Source organism: Sphingomonas xinjiangensis, from assembly GCF_014199255.1.
In the GTDB taxonomy this organism is placed as follows: Bacteria; Pseudomonadota; Alphaproteobacteria; order Sphingomonadales; family Sphingomonadaceae; genus Sphingomonas; species Sphingomonas xinjiangensis.
Genome location: NZ_JACIJF010000002.1, coordinates 337,252 through 352,863, shown reverse-complemented (window position 1 = coordinate 352,863; position 15,612 = coordinate 337,252). Strand labels below are relative to the sequence as shown.

General features: G+C 67.0%; 18 protein-coding genes. 3 read left to right on the top strand and 15 right to left on the bottom strand.

The window, feature by feature from the left end:
* Positions 1–29: 29 nt before the first annotated feature.
* Entirely contained in the window at positions 30–932 is a 903-nt protein-coding gene (locus tag FHT02_RS05175; protein WP_221239306.1) for a LysR family transcriptional regulator, read from the bottom strand.
* A gap of 108 nt (positions 933–1,040) precedes the next feature.
* Here FHT02_RS05175 and FHT02_RS05170 point away from each other — a divergent pair, with 108 nt between their 5' ends.
* Both FHT02_RS05170 and FHT02_RS05165 read left to right on the top strand, forming a co-directional pair.
* Entirely contained in the window at positions 1,041–2,246 is a 1,206-nt protein-coding gene (locus FHT02_RS05170; RefSeq protein ID WP_184085449.1) for an MFS transporter, read from the top strand.
* A gap of 499 nt (positions 2,247–2,745) precedes the next feature.
* Positions 2,746–3,063 carry an FAD binding domain-containing protein gene (locus tag FHT02_RS05165; protein ID WP_184085135.1) on the top strand — a complete coding sequence of 106 codons (318 nt, stop codon included), beginning with the start codon at positions 2,746–2,748 and terminating at the stop codon, positions 3,061–3,063.
* Positions 3,064–3,334: 271 nt separating this feature from the next.
* Here the strand turns inward: FHT02_RS05165 and FHT02_RS05160 are convergent, their stop codons facing one another.
* The 4 genes from FHT02_RS05160 to FHT02_RS05145 form a co-directional block, all read right to left on the bottom strand.
* Positions 3,335–3,682: a response regulator gene (locus FHT02_RS05160; protein ID WP_221239305.1), complete on the bottom strand. Its 348-nt coding sequence runs from the start codon at positions 3,680–3,682 to the stop codon at positions 3,335–3,337.
* Positions 3,683–3,768: 86 nt separating this feature from the next.
* Positions 3,769–4,416, bottom strand: a complete 648-nt coding sequence (locus tag FHT02_RS05155) for a response regulator transcription factor (RefSeq protein ID WP_184085129.1) — start codon at positions 4,414–4,416, stop codon at positions 3,769–3,771.
* Positions 4,413–5,999 carry a sensor histidine kinase gene (locus FHT02_RS05150; RefSeq protein ID WP_184085126.1) on the bottom strand — a complete coding sequence of 529 codons (1,587 nt, stop codon included), beginning with the start codon at positions 5,997–5,999 and terminating at the stop codon, positions 4,413–4,415. The genes FHT02_RS05155 and FHT02_RS05150 overlap by 4 nt, the downstream gene beginning before the upstream one ends.
* Before the next feature lie 32 nt (positions 6,000–6,031).
* Positions 6,032–6,676: a sensor histidine kinase gene (locus FHT02_RS05145; protein WP_184085123.1), complete on the bottom strand. Its 645-nt coding sequence runs from the start codon at positions 6,674–6,676 to the stop codon at positions 6,032–6,034.
* A gap of 168 nt (positions 6,677–6,844) precedes the next feature.
* Between FHT02_RS05145 and FHT02_RS05140 the strand changes: the two genes are divergently transcribed.
* Positions 6,845–7,144, top strand: a complete 300-nt coding sequence (locus tag FHT02_RS05140; protein ID WP_184085121.1) for a UBP-type zinc finger domain-containing protein — start codon at positions 6,845–6,847, stop codon at positions 7,142–7,144.
* Positions 7,145–7,167: 23 nt separating this feature from the next.
* Here FHT02_RS05140 and FHT02_RS05135 read toward each other — a convergent pair whose 3' ends face one another.
* The 10 genes from FHT02_RS05135 to FHT02_RS05090 all read right to left on the bottom strand — a co-directional run bounded on the left by FHT02_RS05135 (position 7,168) and on the right by FHT02_RS05090 (position 15,524).
* Positions 7,168–7,893, bottom strand: a complete 726-nt coding sequence (locus FHT02_RS05135; RefSeq protein WP_184085118.1) for a YoaK family protein — start codon at positions 7,891–7,893, stop codon at positions 7,168–7,170.
* A gap of 13 nt (positions 7,894–7,906) precedes the next feature.
* Positions 7,907–9,259: an alginate export family protein gene (locus FHT02_RS05130; protein ID WP_343056833.1), complete on the bottom strand. Its 1,353-nt coding sequence runs from the start codon at positions 9,257–9,259 to the stop codon at positions 7,907–7,909.
* Positions 9,252–9,680 carry a DoxX family protein gene (locus tag FHT02_RS05125; RefSeq protein WP_184085112.1) on the bottom strand — a complete coding sequence of 143 codons (429 nt, stop codon included), beginning with the start codon at positions 9,678–9,680 and terminating at the stop codon, positions 9,252–9,254. Before FHT02_RS05125 ends, FHT02_RS05130 begins: the two co-directional genes overlap by 8 nt.
* 3 nt (positions 9,681–9,683) lie before the next feature.
* Positions 9,684–10,583, bottom strand: coding sequence for a glyoxalase (locus FHT02_RS05120; protein WP_184085110.1), 900 nt, complete (start codon positions 10,581–10,583; stop codon positions 9,684–9,686).
* 29 nt (positions 10,584–10,612) lie between these two features.
* The gene (locus tag FHT02_RS05115) at positions 10,613–12,466 is read right to left on the bottom strand and encodes an amidohydrolase (protein ID WP_246352211.1); all 1,854 of its coding nucleotides are present in this window, start codon (positions 12,464–12,466) and stop codon (positions 10,613–10,615) included.
* 77 nt (positions 12,467–12,543) lie between these two features.
* The gene (locus FHT02_RS05110) at positions 12,544–12,783 is read right to left on the bottom strand and encodes a DUF1427 family protein (protein ID WP_184085105.1); all 240 of its coding nucleotides are present in this window, start codon (positions 12,781–12,783) and stop codon (positions 12,544–12,546) included.
* A gap of 23 nt (positions 12,784–12,806) precedes the next feature.
* Positions 12,807–13,643 (bottom strand): alpha/beta fold hydrolase, encoded by an 837-nt coding sequence (locus FHT02_RS05105; RefSeq protein ID WP_184085102.1) that lies wholly within the window; start codon positions 13,641–13,643, stop codon positions 12,807–12,809.
* A 70-nt stretch (positions 13,644–13,713) separates the two neighbouring features.
* Positions 13,714–14,373: a hydrolase gene (locus tag FHT02_RS05100; RefSeq protein WP_184085099.1), complete on the bottom strand. Its 660-nt coding sequence runs from the start codon at positions 14,371–14,373 to the stop codon at positions 13,714–13,716.
* A 114-nt stretch (positions 14,374–14,487) separates the two neighbouring features.
* Positions 14,488–14,679, bottom strand: a complete 192-nt coding sequence (locus FHT02_RS05095) for a hypothetical protein (RefSeq protein WP_184085096.1) — start codon at positions 14,677–14,679, stop codon at positions 14,488–14,490.
* Positions 14,673–15,524 (bottom strand): alpha/beta hydrolase fold domain-containing protein, encoded by an 852-nt coding sequence (locus FHT02_RS05090; protein WP_184085093.1) that lies wholly within the window; start codon positions 15,522–15,524, stop codon positions 14,673–14,675. The genes FHT02_RS05095 and FHT02_RS05090 overlap by 7 nt, the downstream gene beginning before the upstream one ends.
* Positions 15,525–15,612: the final 88 nt, after the last annotated feature.

Here is a 15,612-nt window from a genome sequence, read left to right as displayed (position 1 = left end):
GGATGCTTGTGGATGCCATTACTGAGGCTTCAGGCAGGCGGCTTCGCGATATGCGCCTCCGCGAGGTGCGCTGCGAAAGCGTCAAGAAACAGACGCGTTCTGCCGGGAAGGAAGCGCCGGGTGGGCAGCACGGCCCAAATTCCCTGATCGGGAATGGCTGCATCAACGAGGGTGATCGGAACAAGCCGGCCAGCCTCGACATCCTCGCGCACGTTCCATTCGGACAGCAAGACGATCCCCAATCCGCCGATGCTCGCCTGGTGCAGTGCTTCGACGCTGTCGGCGAAGAAGCGTCCGCTGACCGTCTGGCGCACCGCGCGGCCGCCGCGTTCGAATGTCCAGTGCGTTGCGCCCTGGCCGGCAAGGCAGGAATGGCCCCGCAAATCTTCTAGCACCGTCGGTGTGCCATGCTCCGCCAGATAGTGCGGCGCTGCATAAAGCCCACGCGGATTGTTGGCGAGCCGGCGTGCGACCAGGCCGTTGTCGCGCAGTTCGCCAAAGCGGAGCGCGACGTCCAGCCCCTGTGCGGTGATGTCGACCAGCGCATCGTTCAACCGCAATTCCATGTGAAGGCGCGGATGGGTCTGCAGGAACCCCACGAGCATCGGTGTCACCACCTTCCGGCCGAACGGCACCGAAGCGGCGATCCGCAGCACCCCCGAAATGCCGGCGGGGCCGGGCGCGGCGGCGGCGCGACCCTCCTCGGCATGGTCGAGCATCGCCTCGGCATGGGGGAGAAATGCCTCACCCTCGGGCGTGAGCGACAGCGACCGCGTCGTGCGATGCACCAGCCGCACGCCCAGTTCGGCCTCGAGCGCGGCAAGCCCGCGCGACGCCGCAACCGGGGTCAGCCCCAACCGGCGGCCGGCCGCCGACAGGCTGCCCTGTCGCACCGCCTCGACGAGCACGGCGAGGTCATCGAGTCGGATCATATCTTCAGATGATAAGCCGGCTTTGCAGAAGACGCTACTTATGCCGCTTGGCGGTCAGGTCCAGATGGCGCTGACGCGCCGTTGAAGCAGGAGGTTCGCGTGACGACGATCACCCAGGATGCACCCGCAACGCCCGATACCCGCCTGGGGAGGGGCCTTACCTTCGCGCTTGCCGCGGTGGCGGGGTTGGCGGTAGCCAACATCTATTACAACCAGCCGATGCTCGGGATCATGGAGCGCGATCTTCCGGGCTCGATGACCGCCTTCGTGCCCACCGCCACGCAGCTGGGATATGCCGCAGGGTTGTTCCTGCTGGTTCCGCTTGGCGATCTGGTCGAGCGCAAGCGCCTGATCGTGATTCAGTTCATCGGTTTGGCGATCGCACTGGCGGTGGCTGCGGTCGCGCTCGGCGCGGCGATGGTCGTCGCCGCATCGCTGCTCGTCGGCATGCTGGCAACCGTTGCGCAGCAGATCGTGCCGCTCGCGGCGCATCTCGCCACGCCAGAGCGGCGCGGCGCCACGGTCGGAACCGTCATGGCGGGTCTGCTTTGCGGCATCCTGCTCAGCCGGACGCTGGCAGGGTTCGTCGCGATCCATGCAGGATGGCGGGCGATGTTCTGGCTCGGCGTGCCGCTGGCGCTAGGTGCCGGCGCAGTGATGGCGGTGCAGCTTCCGCGAAGCCGGCCCGACACCAATCTGCGCTATAGGCGGCTCATCCGATCGCTGGGCGGCCTGTGGATTGAGTTCGGCGCGCTGCGCACGGCTGCCATAACCCAGGCGTTGCTGTTCGGCGCGTTCAGCGCGTTTTGGACAGTGCTGGCGCTTCGGCTTCAGGAGCCGCGCTTTGGTCTGGGCGCCGATGTCGCCGGGCTGTTCGGCGTGGTCGGCGCGGTCGGTGTGTTGGCGGCTCCGGTCGCCGGCCGCATCGCGGATCGCCGCGGCCCGCGTCTGGTAATCTTGCTCGGCGCGGCGCTGACGCTCGCGGCTTGGGCCGTGTTCGGGCTGTGGGGATCTATCGCCGGCTTGGTGGTCGGCGTGATCCTGCTCGATTTCGGCGTGCAGAGCGCCTTGGTGTCCAACCAGCATCTCGTCTACGCGCTGCGACCCGAAGCCCGAGCACGCCTTAACACGATCTTCATGGGCGCGATGTTCCTCGGCGGCGCGGCCGGCTCGGCCGCCGCGACCTGGGCGTGGAGCGCGCGCGGCTGGACCGCAGTAACCATGCTCGGTGCCGCGCTGTCCGCGATGGGCGTGCTGATCCAGCTCGCCGCTGCCAAGCGGAAGCGTCGATTGATGCGCGTCCCTGTCGCCTGAGGCTCATGGCGGGGCGCTTCTCCGCTGCTTTGCTGCAGCAGGCCGGACATGAAGTGGCGCTCTTCGCACGCTTGCCCCGTTGGGCTGGAGAGGCGGGGGCGGGGCTCGTCGCCCAGGAAGACGTGCACGTGCTGCTCCGGTCGCTCGGCTTGGACGAAGTGGCGCAGCGCGACGCGCGCGCGCAGATGCAGGTATCCTGGGACCACCTCTATGTTGCCGTGCGCATGCTGATCGAGTGTGGGATATCATCTTGGTCAGCCAGTGGTGGCTGCCGGCCAGGATGCCACCACCGCGTGGTTGGAACTCGGGGATGGCACCCGCGCAACGGCCGACCTGACATTGGGCGCGGACGGCATCGGTTCGGCGGTGCGTGCGGCGCTGCTGCCGCAAAACGTCGGCCCGGACTATGCCGGTTATATCGCGTGGCGCGCGCTGGTGCCCGAACGGCTGCTGTCGCTCCGGCGGCCGGCATCCTGTCCGATCGCTTCGCCTTTTTCACATGCCCGGCGGGCAGGGGCTCGGCTACACCGCGGATGGCCCAAAGGGCGAACTCGACCCGGGTAGCCGGCGCTACAATGCGGTCTGGTATCGAAAGACGCCCGACATCGCCTCGGCGGTTAACGATGGGAACGGCCCGCATTGCTTCTCGCTGCCGCCGGGCGGCGTTCCCGAACCTGCCAGGGAGAGGCTCGTCGCGGGCGCACGCGCGCTGCTGCCGCCTCCCTTCGCCGATATCTTTGCCGTCGAGCCGCACCGTTCGTGCAAGCGATCTTCGACATGGAAACCCCGCGCATGGTCGACGGGCGCCTCGCGCTGATCTGCGACGCGGCGTTTGTCGCCCGCCCACATACCGCGATGGGCGTCGCCAAGGCGGCAGGCGACGCGATGGCGCTGGCCGCGCCGTGGAACTGGAATGGACACCCCAAGCATGCGCCGCATTCGAGGTGGAGCGCCTGCAGGTGGGGCAGGCAACCGTGGCCTATGGCCGCAGGCTGGGCGCGTCGCTGGTGTGACCCGCGACGCGCGGCTTCAGTCCGTCGCCTCTCTCCGCTCGACATCCGCCCAAGCCGCGGCGCGCATCGATCCGATTAGCCGATCGCCTGTTCGATCGCGGCGAGCAACGCGTCTGGATCGACCGGCTTGGTCAGGAAGGCGCGGGCGCCGCTCGCCAGCATCTGCGCGCGGGCGGCGGGGGTTGGAAACGCCGTCATCACGATGATTGGGTGGCAGCAGCCGCGGCGCGCTAGTTCCAGTTGCAGCGCCCGCCCGTCCATCCTCGGCATGTGTAGGTCGGTCACGATGCAGGCGATCTGCGCAAGATCCGCGCTGGCGAGCAGCTCCATCCCGTCGCAGAATTGCTCGCCCACCAGCCCTGCCGACCGCAACAGACTGGCGATGCTGCCGCGAACGCCGGGATCGTCATCGACGATGGCCACTAGAGGGAGATGGGGCAAAGAAAACTCCGAGCCCAGGCAGGCTGCCCGGAAGATGCTGATGTGAGAGCGTTCTTTCCCGAATGCCATCATACGCTGGTACTATAACGGTGTATACTGGTGTCGCGCACGCCAAGCTGCTCGGCCATGCGGACAAGGTCGGCGAGCGAGTCCGCCTCCATCTTTCGCATCACGTTGCCGCGGTGGATCTTGACGGTAATCTCGCTGAGCTGGAGTCGGGCGGCGACCTGCTTGTTCATGAGCCCGGTGACCACCAGTCCCATCACTTCCTTTTCGCGCGGCGTGAGCCTGGCGAAGCGCGCCACGAGCACAGCCGCACCGGCGGCTTGGGTGCGGCGCACCCGGTCGGCGTTCAGCGCGGTGGCGACTGCGGCAAGCAGTTGCTCGTCGCCGAACGGCTTAGGCAGGAAATCCACGGCGCCCGCGCGCATCCCACGTACCGTCATCGGGATGTCGCCATGCCCGGTGATCAGTACCACCGGCAACCCGATGCCATGCTCGGCCAGCCGCTCCTGGAAATCCAGCCCGCTTTCACCCGACAGGCGAATGTCGAGTATCAAGCAGGATGGTACCTCCGGAGCTCCTTCGGCCAAAAAGGCGGTGGTGCCGTCGAACAAGCGTACGTCGTACCCGCTCGACCGCAACAGGCTGCCGATCGCGCCGCGCACACCGGCATCGTCGTCGATGACGCAGACGCAGTCCGGTGCCGCCGTCATGCCGCGATCCTTTCCTTTTGCAGTATGGGCAGCCGAAGGCTGAAGGTTGCGCCGTCTTCGGCATTGCTGGCTGCCGTCAGTGTGCCGCCATGCTGCTCGGCGATAGACCGGCAGATCGATAGGCCCATGCCCATGCCCTCCTGCTTGGTGGTGAAGAATGGGCGGAAGAGATTCTCGGGATGGGTGCCCCCCAGTCCCATTCCGCAATCGCTTACTTCGATCAGCGCGTGCGTTCCGTCGCTACTGCCATCGACGCACAGCATCCGGCGGGCCGCGGGCGTGTCGGCCATCGCTTCCTTGGCATTGAGCAGCAGGTTCATCAGCACCTGTTGAAGCTGTACCCGGTCCCCGCGTACGTCCGGCAACTCGGCCGGCAGCGTGACGCGCATCGTCACTTCCCCCCCGCTCAGGTCCCGATCGAGGATCGCCAGCGTGTCGGCGATCAACGGCGCGATCTGCACCACTTCCTGCTGCGCCTCGGCCTTGCGCGCGAGATCGCGGATCCGTGCGATCACATCGGCCGCACGCGTGCCGTTGGCGGCGATGTGGGTAAGGCAGTCTGCGACTTCGCGTGCCTCGGGCGCTTCGCGGGCCAGCCAGCGCGTTCCGGACTTGGCATAGGTGATGATCGCCGACAGCGGCTGATTGACCTCGTGGGCGATCGAGGCAGCGAGCTGCCCCAGCGTGGTTATGCGCGCCATGTGCGTCAATTCGGCCTGCGATTCGGCCAGCTTCGCTTGGGCGCGGTTGCGCTGTGTGACGTCCAGCGCGGTGATCAGGACACGCTTCCAACCCTCGTGATCGGGCGGGAGCGTCACGCGTAGCACCACGTCTATCGACTCTCCCGTAGTGGTCACGAACTGAACCTCTTCCTCGATCGGCGCTTCGTCGCGAAAGAGCTTGTCGAAGATCCGAACTTGCGCGGTCTGAGAGGTGGCAGTTTGGTGACGCAGGATGCCGGTGCCGACCAGCTCGGCGCGATCCGCATAGCCGAACAGGGTGGCGACGGCTTGGTTTGCGTCGCGAATGAACGACGCGGCGGCCGCACGCTGTACTAAATTCAGGCTGGAAACCTCGCCGGCCCGCAGCATCGCATAGCCCGCCGACCAGTCCGATTCCCAAATTGGAAAGCCGGTGGCGTTGAAGATCGTGCCATAGCGGGCATCGGCGCGACGGCGCTCGGCCGCGGCGGTGATTTGCCGCGCGCACAGCAAGGCGGTGGTGGCGATTGCAACCAGGCTGACTGCAAGCCGCATTGCCGGTGAGCCGAGTGCATCATGGCCATGGCTGATCCAATAGCCCAGGATTGCCAGCGCGGCGCAGGCGACGCCCGCAGCATGCACCACATCGCGTCGCTGCTCGCGGGCCACCGCCAGCACCACGACCGTGTAGAGAACCGCCACTGCGCCCTGCAGCGGGCTCAATATGTCGAGCGCGAACACGCCGAGCGCGAGCAGCGAGGCGAGCCCCAGCTTCGCCAGCGCCACCCACCGCGTCGCAAATCCGTCCCTGTGCATCGCCGCCTCCAGCCACGACCGAAGCGGCTGCCTCGTCCGTGCCACGCTGGGCGACAAATCGAACATCTGCAACCCTGCGCAGGTCGAGTTGGTGCGCGTCAAAAACGAACGTCCATGCAGAAGCGGGTACCGGGGTGCGCGTCCTCCCATGTCGCCACCGCACCCAGCTTCGCGACGATCGCGTCGATCAAGCGGGTGCCGAGCCCGTCGCCGGGTTCGTCGCGGCGCGATCCCGCGCCGTGATCTGCTACCGTGAAGCGGCTGCCACCGCCTGGAAGCCGGCAAAGACGCACCGCTATTCCACCTGGTTCGCCGGCCCGATAGGCGTGCTTGCAGGCATTGGTCACCAATTCGGTCGCCAGGATGCCGATCGACGACGCGATTGCGCCACTAACCGGGACCGTCTCGGCATCGACCATGATGGGCCGGTGCGGGCCACAGCTACGGGACAGCTGCGCACTCAGTTCCTCCAGATACGCGCCCAGATCAACGTCGCCGTTGTCGCTTTGATACAGGTGCCGGTGCACGCTGCCGATCGCGGCGATGCGCTGTTGGATGCGCTCCAGCACCGTGCGGCTCTTCGGATCGCGAACGTCCCGCGCCTCCACGGTGATAAGGGCAGCGAGAAGTTGCAGATGGTTGGCGACGCGGTGGTTCACTTCCTCCGCCATGCTCGGGATTGCCGCTCTGGGCAGCACCGTTGCGGGCGCAGTGAACTTGTGGCGTGCTGTGATCCTATGCATCCTGCCGAACCCCGATGTGACGATGCCGCATCTGAGATGAAGCGCCGGCGTCGCGCCACTATACGCAGGTTTGGATGTAGGCGGGGGCGGGCTACACCTGTGTATGGTGGCGATCGCGGCGCGAAACGCGGAAGAACCCGTCCCCGCGACCACAAGGGAACTGCTTCGATGCAATGCACGCATGTTGAAACGATTCGCGACGTTACGCCCAGCGCCAGGGGGTGCGAGGAATGCCTGAGGATCGGCAGCGAATGGGTGCATCTGCGCCTGTGCCGCACCTGCGGACATGTCGGCTGCTGCGATCAGTCGCCGCATCGCCATGCGCGTGCGCATTTTCATGCCACCGCGCACCCGATCATCGAAGGCTATGATCCGCCCGAGGGCTGGGGATGGTGCTATGTGGACGACGTAGAAGTCGACCTACCCGATCAGACGCCGCAACGCGGCCCGATCCCGCGTTTCTTCTGATCGGGCGCGCGATGCGGCGGAGCTTAGGCGCTGCGGGGCAGAGCAGCGTTGGGATGGCGCGCGCAGACAAGCGTCCCGACCAGCACCATCGCCCCGGCGAGCGCCAGCGGCGCGGTCAATCCGGTGCGCGTGACCAGCACCGCGCCGGCCGCGGCACCGGCGAAGATCGAAGCGATGGCGCCGATGCGCCGGCCCAAATTGGCGCCCGCGCCGCCTGCCAGCTTGGAGTCGGCGGCAATGCCGGTCACGGTGAGCGTCAGCACCGTGGTGGTCAGATCGGGCACCTTCAGCTGGCGTACCGTGGCGTTGCGGAAGCCCATGGCGATCGCGGTCAGTGCGATGATCGCGAACACCGCCCATTGCGGATCCTGGTTGGGCACATGGAGGAGCAGTGCGATCGCCGCTGCGATCCACAGCAGCGTGGTTTCGACGATCGCCGCGCGGATCAGCCACTGGCGCAACGGGCCGGCGACATGCGCTGCGCCCATCCGTCCCGCGATCACCGCGCCCAGCATGAAGGTGAAGATCGCCACCACAAAGGGGGCGACCTTGAAACCGGGCGTGCCGACTGCCGCGAAGCCCAGGAAGACGATGTTGCCGGTCATGTTGGCGGTGAACACCTTGCCCAGGCCCAGGACGCTGGCGGCGTCGACCAATCCGGTGGTGGCCGACAGCAGCAGCAGCAAGGCGGGCAGAGACGCAGACGAAGAGGAAGACGAAGGCGAGAGCGAAGCGGGGGAGGTGGCCATGATCGGGCTCCTTTCAGAAGCGGAAATTGCTTTCGAGGCCGAGCATGGCGATCGTTTTCGCCGGCCCGGTCTCGCGGATGAAGCCGCCCGGTTTGAAAGCGGACAGCGATGTGGAGAGTTCGAGTTCGGGGGTCGCCTGCCAAGCGAGCGATGCCTCGACTTGCTTGCCGATGAAGCGGCTAGTGGCGCTTCCCGGCGCGCGCAGCAGATTGCCCGGAATGTCGTAGATGCCGTCGCCTCGCGAATATCGCCAATACGCCATGCCGGCGAGGCTGGCAGAAACGGTGTCGCTCAGCGCCATCGCCACGCTGGCGTTCAGGTTGATGATGTTGGTCGGGCCGACCGGCGACAGTTCGCCAAAATACTTGCCCTTGGGGAACAGCGCGTTGAACGTGCCCAGCCGACCGTCGCCCGGACGGCCGTCGCCGCTCACCATGTTGAAGCGCAGCGTCGCGTCGGGCTTCAGCGGCACGTTCGCGAAGCTGTGGCCGATTTCGGTGCCCAGCGTCCACGCGCCGACGCGCTGATCCGCGAAGCGCCCGAACTGGGCGACCCCTTCGACATTCCAGTGCGACCCCTGTGCGCTGCCATACCAGCGGGCCCCTAGGCTGTGGCGCAGTTCGTAGCCGCTGCGATCGGCGAAGCGAGCCTCCCGGTTGCGATAGGCAAGGTAATAGAGATCCAGCCCGGGCACGCTGCCATAGGCGCCCCACAGCGCCTTTGTGGAGGAGCTGCGATCGTCAAAATCGCCGAGCCTCGGCGTCACCGGCCGCACCGCCAGCAGGCTGAGGCTTGCCTGGCCGTGATGGATGATGCCGCGAAACCCGTCGAACGCCAGCGGCACGTTTGGGCCATAGCGGGTGCCCACCAGCCGCTCGCTGCCTAGCGACAGCATCTGCCGCCCACCGCGCAGCGTGACCGGCCCGAGGGTCACGTCGGCAAAGCCCTGCAACAGGTCGACACGGGTTTGGTCGACTGGCCCGGCTTCCGGCCGCACCCCCGCGGTGAACGCGGCGACCGGCTGAACGAAGGCACGTACCTTGCCGACATGCAGGTCGGCATAAGGTAGCGCACGCGCCCAGAGGTACGCGTCATCGGGCGCCGGGCCGTCGCCCCAAAGATTTTCGCGATAGGCTTCCTCGCGCAGGCGCAGCTCGATGCCGGTGGTCAGATAGGCGCCATCTTCGCTGAGGGGGATATATTTGAGCGGACCGGTCCAGTGATGCGCGCGCTTCTCTGCATCGGCGAGGTCGGACCAATCTTCGTCATAGCGGGTGATCGACAGCACCGGTGGCTGCCAGGCTTCCCGGTTCTGCGCCGCCGCGGGGCTGGCGACCAGGAGGCCCAGCAGCAGCGTCTTACGCACGCCGCTGCTCCAGCTCGGCGACCAGCGCGGCCAGCACGAAACCGCCAACCAGGCCGACATGCTCGAAGAAGCTGTTCGTCGCCATGAAGCGCTCCTGTCCCGCGGGCATCACCCAGAAGGCGTTGGCGACGTAGGCGGCGAGCAGCGTGAACACGCCGAGCATGCCGGCGCCCAGCCAGACGAAGCGGCCCCACAGGATCAGCACCGGCCCGATCAGCTCCACTGCAGTGGTGAGCCCGGCCCATAGTGTGGGCGGATGCATGCCGAAATTCGCCTGTTCGGCCACTGCGGCGGGCCAGTCGCTGAGCTTGACCAGCCCGCCGATCAAATATGCGCCGACCAGTGCCAGCCTGGCGAGGAACCAGGTGGGGCGCCAGGCGAGCACGGCGTCGACGAAGCGGGGATCGCCGGTGGCCCGCATCGCTCAGGCCCCCGTCTTGGCGTGGATCTCGGCGACATAGCCGCCGGGGAAGCGCACGATTGCGGCGGTGCGGCCCTGCTCGGCGTGGGCCGGCACCAGCGTCTCGACGCCTGCGGTGGCGGCCTTGGCGAGCGTGGCGGCCAGATCTGGGACTTCGTACCCGGTCATGTCGCGGCCATAGGGCCAGGGCAGCTGCCCGTCCGACACCAGCACGGCCATGCTGCCATAGCCCGAGGTGAGGCGGATGCGGCGATAGGTCTTGCTTGGTTGCCCGATCTCGACGCCCGGCGCGGCCTTGTCGTCCGAGACGATCCTGGCATGCGCATAGGCGGCCCAGCGGCGCACGAAATTGTCGGCGGCGTCCGGCGTCAGATAGATGCGGTTTTCCGGAACGCTGGCCAGCGCCGGGTAGCTCGGCTTGGCGGTGTGCCAGTAGAGCTGCATGTTCACGCCGCCCGGCCATTGCACCACCGCGTCGCGGCCGATCGGATCGGGAAAGGTGGTGATCAGACGCGTGGCGCCGTGCTTCACCGCCGCATCGACCGCCTTGTCCATATCGGCGACCAGATAGCCGGTGCGCTCGCCCCCGAACGGATAAGGAATCGGCGTGACGAAGCCGAACACCGACAGCGATCCGGCCGGGGTCAGAACCAGCTGCGACATGGTCTTGCTGCTGGTCGGCGTGACCTGGAACTCGCCCTTTTTGGTGGCGGTGCCGCCAAAGGTGACGAGCAGGCTCGTGACGAACCGGTCGAAATCGCCCTGCGCGACGTAGACATGCGTGGTGTCATATTGTGGGGCGACCGAGAAGTCGGCTGTGGCCGGCGCGGTTTGGGCGGAGGCGGGGGCCAGCGGCGCGGCGCTCACCAGCGCGGTGGCGATCAGAAAGGCAAAGCGCTTCATCTCGAGAACTCCTGGAAGAGAGGAAAGGATCAGACGGCCCAGCAGCCGCAGCCGAGCGAGCCCCAGAAGCTCTGGACGTCGGCGGCGGGAACGCTTGCGCCCAGCGCTGCGGCATGGTTGTGGCCATGCACGCCGCAGGCCGAGGCGCAGCCGCACGCGCTGGCCAGCTTGGCGTCGTTGGCGGGGTCGCGGTGATAGCCGCCAAAGGTGGCGACCGGCGACCAGTCGGGCATGGGCCGCGGCATGGCGGGCGACAGCGGCGCGAAATCGCCTTCGCCGTAAACCACCTTGCCGCCGAGCAGCGTCAGCGCCGAGCGCAGATGCGGGATCTCGCTTTCGGCGACACTGAAGTAGTCGCCCGTCAGCACTGCCAGATCAGCAAGCTGCCCGGCCTTGATCTGACCCTTCTTGCCCACTTCGTTCGAGAACCAGGTGTTCTCGTGCGTCCACATGCGCAGCGCCTTTTCGCGGCTCATGCGGTTGGCGCTGGGGTAGAGGCCAAGGCCGCCGACCGTCTTGCCGGTGACGAGCCAGTTCAGCGACACCCAGGGATTGTAGCTGGCGACGCGCGTCGCGTCGGTGCCGGCGCCGACCGGAATGTCGGCGGCGATCATCTTGGCGATCGGGGGCGTGCGCTCGGCCGCCTTGGCGCCGTAGCGCTCGACGAAATACTCGCCCTGATAGGCCATGCGATGCTGCACGGCGATGCCGCCGCCCAGCGCGGCGATACGGTCTATGTTGCGGTCGCTGATCGTCTCGGCATGGTCGAAGAACCAGTTGATGCCAGTCAGCGGAATGTCGCGATTGACCCTTTCGTACACGTCGAGTGCGCGGCCGATCGTCTGGTCATAGGTGGCATGCAGGCGCCAGGGCCAGCGATGCTCGGCGAGCAGGCGGATCACCGGCTCCAGATCGCCTTCCATGCTCGGCGGCATGTCGGGACGCTCGACGCGGAAATCCTCGAAGTCGGCGGCGGAATAGACCAGCATCTCGCCCGCGCCATTGTGGCGATAGGTATCGTCGCCCTGGCCAGGGCTCACCTGCTTCACCCAGCCCGAGAAGTCGGCCAACTCTTCCTTGGGCTTCTGCGTGAACAGATTGTAGCTGATGCGCAGCGTCAGCAGTCCCTCGTCGTGCAGCTTGCCGATGATGTCGTAATCTTGCGGATAGTTCTGGAAACCGCCGCCTGCATCGATCACGCCGGTCACGCCGAGGCTGTTCATCTCGCGCATGAAGTGGCGGGTGGAGTTCATCTGATATTCGGGCGAGAGCTTCGGGCCCTTGGCCAGCGTCGAATAGAGGATCGTCGCGTTGGGCTGGGCGAGCAGCAGGCCGGTTGGGTTGCCCGCCGCGTCGCGCACGATCTCGCCGCCCGGCGGGTTCGGCGTGTCCTTGGTATAGCCCACCACCCGCAGCGCGGCGGCGTTGAGCAGCGCGCGATCGTAGAGGTGGAGGATGAACACCGGCGTGTCGGGGGCGACGGCGTTCAGCTCGGCGATCGTCGGCAGGCGCTTCTCGGCGAACTGATGCTCGGTGAAGCCGCCGACCACGCGCACCCATTGCGGCGCGGGCGTGTTGTCGACCTGACGCTTGAGCATCGCCATCGCGTCGGCGAGCGTCGGCACGCCGTCCCAGCGCAGCTCCATGTTGTAGTTCAGCCCGCCGCGGATGATGTGCATGTGGCTGTCGATCAGCCCGGGGATCACGCGGCGGCGGCCCGCGTCGATCACGGTCGGGTTCGGCCCGGCGGCGGCACGCACCTCTGTCTCGCTGCCCACCGCCAGGAACTTGCCGGCGCGGATCGCAACTGCTTCGGCCTGCGGGTTCTCGCGATCCAGCGTCGTCACCTTGGCGTTGAGGAGGATCAGGTCGGTGGCGGCCATGCGGGGAGTCCTTGCGTAGATCGGGGCGGTGAGGGCGGTGGCGGCGACGCCGGCAAGCGTCTGGCGGCGCGTCAGGCTCATGCCTGGTCGCCCGGCAGGCGGCCGAGCACGTGCTCGCTGCATTCGGTGCGGAAATAGGCGGCGGTTTCGTGCCGCGAGCCGATTCGCTTGGCGAGCGGCAGTGCCTGCTCGCCAAGCAGGATGCCAAGCAGGCCGACCAGGGCAATGGCCGGCGGTGCCGGCGAACGGACGCCGAGGAGGCTGTAGACGACGCCGACCAGCAGCCCGGCGGCAAGCGAGATGAGGTAGGGCTTCATCTTAGGTCTCCTCGGCGTTCGGTTCAGGCGCGGATGAAGGCGAGCAGATCGGCGTTGATCACCGCAGCGTCGACGGTCAGCATGCCGTGCGAGAAGCCGGGATAGATCTTCAGCGTCGGGTTCTGCAGCAGCTCGGCCTGGCGGACGGAGGCATTCTTGAACGGCACCACCTGATCGTCGTCGCCCTGGAGGACCAGCGTCGGGACGCTGATCGCCTTCAGATCCTCGGTCTGGTCCGTCTCGGAGAACGCCTTGATGCCTTCGTAATGGGCGAGCGCGCTGCCCATCATGCCCTGGCGCCACCAACTGTCGATCACCGCCTGGCTGACCTTGGCGCCCGGACGGTTGAAGCCGTAGAAGGGGCCGGAGGCGAAGTCGCGGAACAGCTCGGCGCGATTGGCGGCGAGCCCGGCGCGGATGCCGTCGAACACCTCCATGGGCAGGCCGTCGGGGTTGGTGTCGGTCTTCGCCATCAGCGGCGGCACGGAGCTGACCAGCACCGCCTTGGCGACGCGGCCCTGGGGCTGGCCGTACTTCGCGACGTAGCGGGCGACTTCGCCGCCGCCGGTGGAGTGGCCGATATGCACCGCGTTCTTCAGGTCGAGATGCTCGACCACCGCTGCGGCGTCGGCAGCATAATGATCCATGTCGTGGCCGGTATCGACCTGGGCGGAGCGGCCATGGCCGCGGCGGTCATGCGCCACCACGCGGAAGCCATTGGCGAGGAAGAACAGCATCTGCGTGTCCCAATCGTCCGAAGACAACGGCCAGCCATGGTGGAACATGATCGGCTGGGCGTCCTTGGGGCCCAAGTCCTTGAAGAAGATCTCGGTGCCGTCCTGCGTGGTGATGGTGCTCATGGTTAAAACCTTCCGAAAAGCGAGGTGGAGGATGGTTGGGGAGGCCGGGGGCGTGGCCTCCCCGTGCAGATCAGTGGCTGCCTTCGGAGGCGCCGAACATCATCTTTGCGTATGAGATGCCCAGGCCGTAGCCGCCGCCCCACTTCTTCGCGACGCCGGTGGTCGAGTCATAGGTCTCGGTGCGCGCCCAGTCGCGCTGCAGCTCGAGCAGGTACTGGAGCGAGGTCATCGGCTTGGCGCCAAGCTGGATCATCCGCTGCACCGCGCGGTCATGCGCCTCGGGCGAGATGTCGCCGCACGCGTCGGCGATGAAGTAGGTGTCGAAGCCTTGGTCGATCGCCGATGCGACGGGACCGACGATGCAAACGCTGGTCCACAGGCCGGCGAACACGATCCGCTCCTTCCCGATGCGGTTCACTTCCTCGATCACCGTGGCGTCTTCCCAGGTGTTCATCGACGTGCGGTCCAGCATCGCCTGACCCGGGAACGCGTCGGTGATCTCGTCGAACATCGGGCCGGAAAAGCTCTTCTCGGCAACCGTGGTCAGGATCGTCGGCACGTTGAACGAAGCCGCGGCGTGCGACACCAAGGCGGCGTTGTTGCGCAGCAGCTCCGGCGCGATCGACTTGGTGGCAAACGCCATCTGCGACTGGAAATCGATCAGGACCAGAGTGTGGTCGGTCGGCGAGATCAGCGACTTGCCGGGCGTCGGGGTGGCGGTGATGGTCATGGTTGTTCCCTTCTTTTGTGGTGCAGTGTTTCGGCGATGGAATGACGATAGGCAGCGCCGGTTCTCCCGAATATCCCGATAAAATCGGTCCGTTCGTTCGAGATTGTTGAACGGTCAGGAGGCGTCGTCCGGGGCGCATATCGCGCGCAGCACGACGGCCAAGCCGCTCAGATGAAGGAAGATTAGCGCTGCCAGCATGGCCTGGTGGCCCAGGGCGACGCAGACCAGCACCACCAGCGCGATGCCTGCAAAGCCGATCAGGACGCGGGTAGGCAGATCGTCCCGCCGTCGTGAAGTTGTCAGCATGTCGGGCTCTCTTCCTGGAGTATGTGGAGGCGATGGCGCAGCGCGCCGGCCATCAGCCGCACCGCGTCGAGCGACCCGGCCGCGTCGCGCAGCGGTGGCAGCCAGGTGAAGTCGTGGATGGTGCCGATCGTGCGGACCGCCGAGACCTCCGAACCCTGGATCATCAGCCGCCGGGCAAGGGCCTCGGCGGCATCGCGGAACGGGTCCGCTTCCGCTGTCAGGATCAGGATGGGCGGCAGGCTGTTCGCACCTGGCGCGACGGGGTGGGCACAGGCGGCCAGCATCGCGGCGCGCTCTTCCGGCAGCCAGGCGGTGCCCGGCACGTCCGTCGGCGCTCCAAGGATCGGAGTCGCCAGGATCAGCAGGCAGAACGGCGAGTGCGGGGGCGCGGAATCGGCCGCCAACGCCAGCGCTACCGCCGCGCCCAATCCGTCGCCGCCCATAGCGATCCGCTCGGCGTTTAGCTGCTCCGTGTCGGCCGCGATCCGCTGCACGGTGTCGTGAAGCGCGGCACGGGTGGTGCGCAGATCCGTACCAATTGGCACCGTGTGTCGCAGCACGGCCACGCCGGCGCGGTCGGCCAATGCTTGGAGCGCAGGGGTGCGATCCTCGACGCGGCCGCAGGGCACTTCGAGGTACAGGTAGAGCGGAAGGGCGGGTTCTGCCGAGGCCGGGTGGATCAGGGCGATCTCGGGTATCGGAGCGCCGCTTGCCAGCGTCTCGGCGCCTTCTTCCCACCGGTCCAGGAACGATTGCACTGCCGGATCAAGCTGGGGATGCGCCGAAGCCGGCGCGATCCGCGGCTGCGCGCGCTCAGGCGTGGTGCGGGGAACAGGTGGAGACACGGGCTTCTTCCTTGACCTTCGCGTCGGCGGGGGGACCGACTTGGCAAGGAGGGATATGCCGGTGCCCGGACGGGCCTGCGAGTTAAGC

Excerpts from the sequence above, each read along its gene's own strand:
- FHT02_RS05140 (WP_184085121.1), top strand. The coding sequence starts at position 6,845 with ATGCAATGCACGCATGTTGAAACGATTCGCGACGTTACGCCCAGCGCC.
- FHT02_RS05095 (WP_184085096.1), bottom strand. The coding sequence starts at position 14,679 with ATGCTGACAACTTCACGACGGCGGGACGATCTGCCTACCCGCGTCCTG.
- FHT02_RS05100 (WP_184085099.1), bottom strand. The coding sequence starts at position 14,373 with ATGACCATCACCGCCACCCCGACGCCCGGCAAGTCGCTGATCTCGCCG.
- FHT02_RS05155 (WP_184085129.1), bottom strand. The coding sequence starts at position 4,416 with ATGACGGCGGCACCGGACTGCGTCTGCGTCATCGACGACGATGCCGGT.
- FHT02_RS05145 (WP_184085123.1), bottom strand. The coding sequence starts at position 6,676 with ATGCATAGGATCACAGCACGCCACAAGTTCACTGCGCCCGCAACGGTG.
- FHT02_RS05105 (WP_184085102.1), bottom strand. The coding sequence starts at position 13,643 with ATGAGCACCATCACCACGCAGGACGGCACCGAGATCTTCTTCAAGGAC.
- FHT02_RS05110 (WP_184085105.1), bottom strand. The coding sequence starts at position 12,783 with ATGAAGCCCTACCTCATCTCGCTTGCCGCCGGGCTGCTGGTCGGCGTC.
- FHT02_RS05120 (WP_184085110.1), bottom strand. The coding sequence starts at position 10,583 with ATGAAGCGCTTTGCCTTTCTGATCGCCACCGCGCTGGTGAGCGCCGCG.
- FHT02_RS05150 (WP_184085126.1), bottom strand. The coding sequence starts at position 5,999 with ATGTTCGATTTGTCGCCCAGCGTGGCACGGACGAGGCAGCCGCTTCGG.
- FHT02_RS05115 (WP_246352211.1), bottom strand. The coding sequence starts at position 12,466 with ATGGCCGCCACCGACCTGATCCTCCTCAACGCCAAGGTGACGACGCTG.
- FHT02_RS05175 (WP_221239306.1), bottom strand. The coding sequence starts at position 932 with ATGATCCGACTCGATGACCTCGCCGTGCTCGTCGAGGCGGTGCGACAG.
- FHT02_RS05125 (WP_184085112.1), bottom strand. The coding sequence starts at position 9,680 with ATGCGGGCCACCGGCGATCCCCGCTTCGTCGACGCCGTGCTCGCCTGG.
- FHT02_RS05135 (WP_184085118.1), bottom strand. The coding sequence starts at position 7,893 with ATGGCCACCTCCCCCGCTTCGCTCTCGCCTTCGTCTTCCTCTTCGTCT.
- FHT02_RS05165 (WP_184085135.1), top strand. The coding sequence starts at position 2,746 with ATGCCCGGCGGGCAGGGGCTCGGCTACACCGCGGATGGCCCAAAGGGC.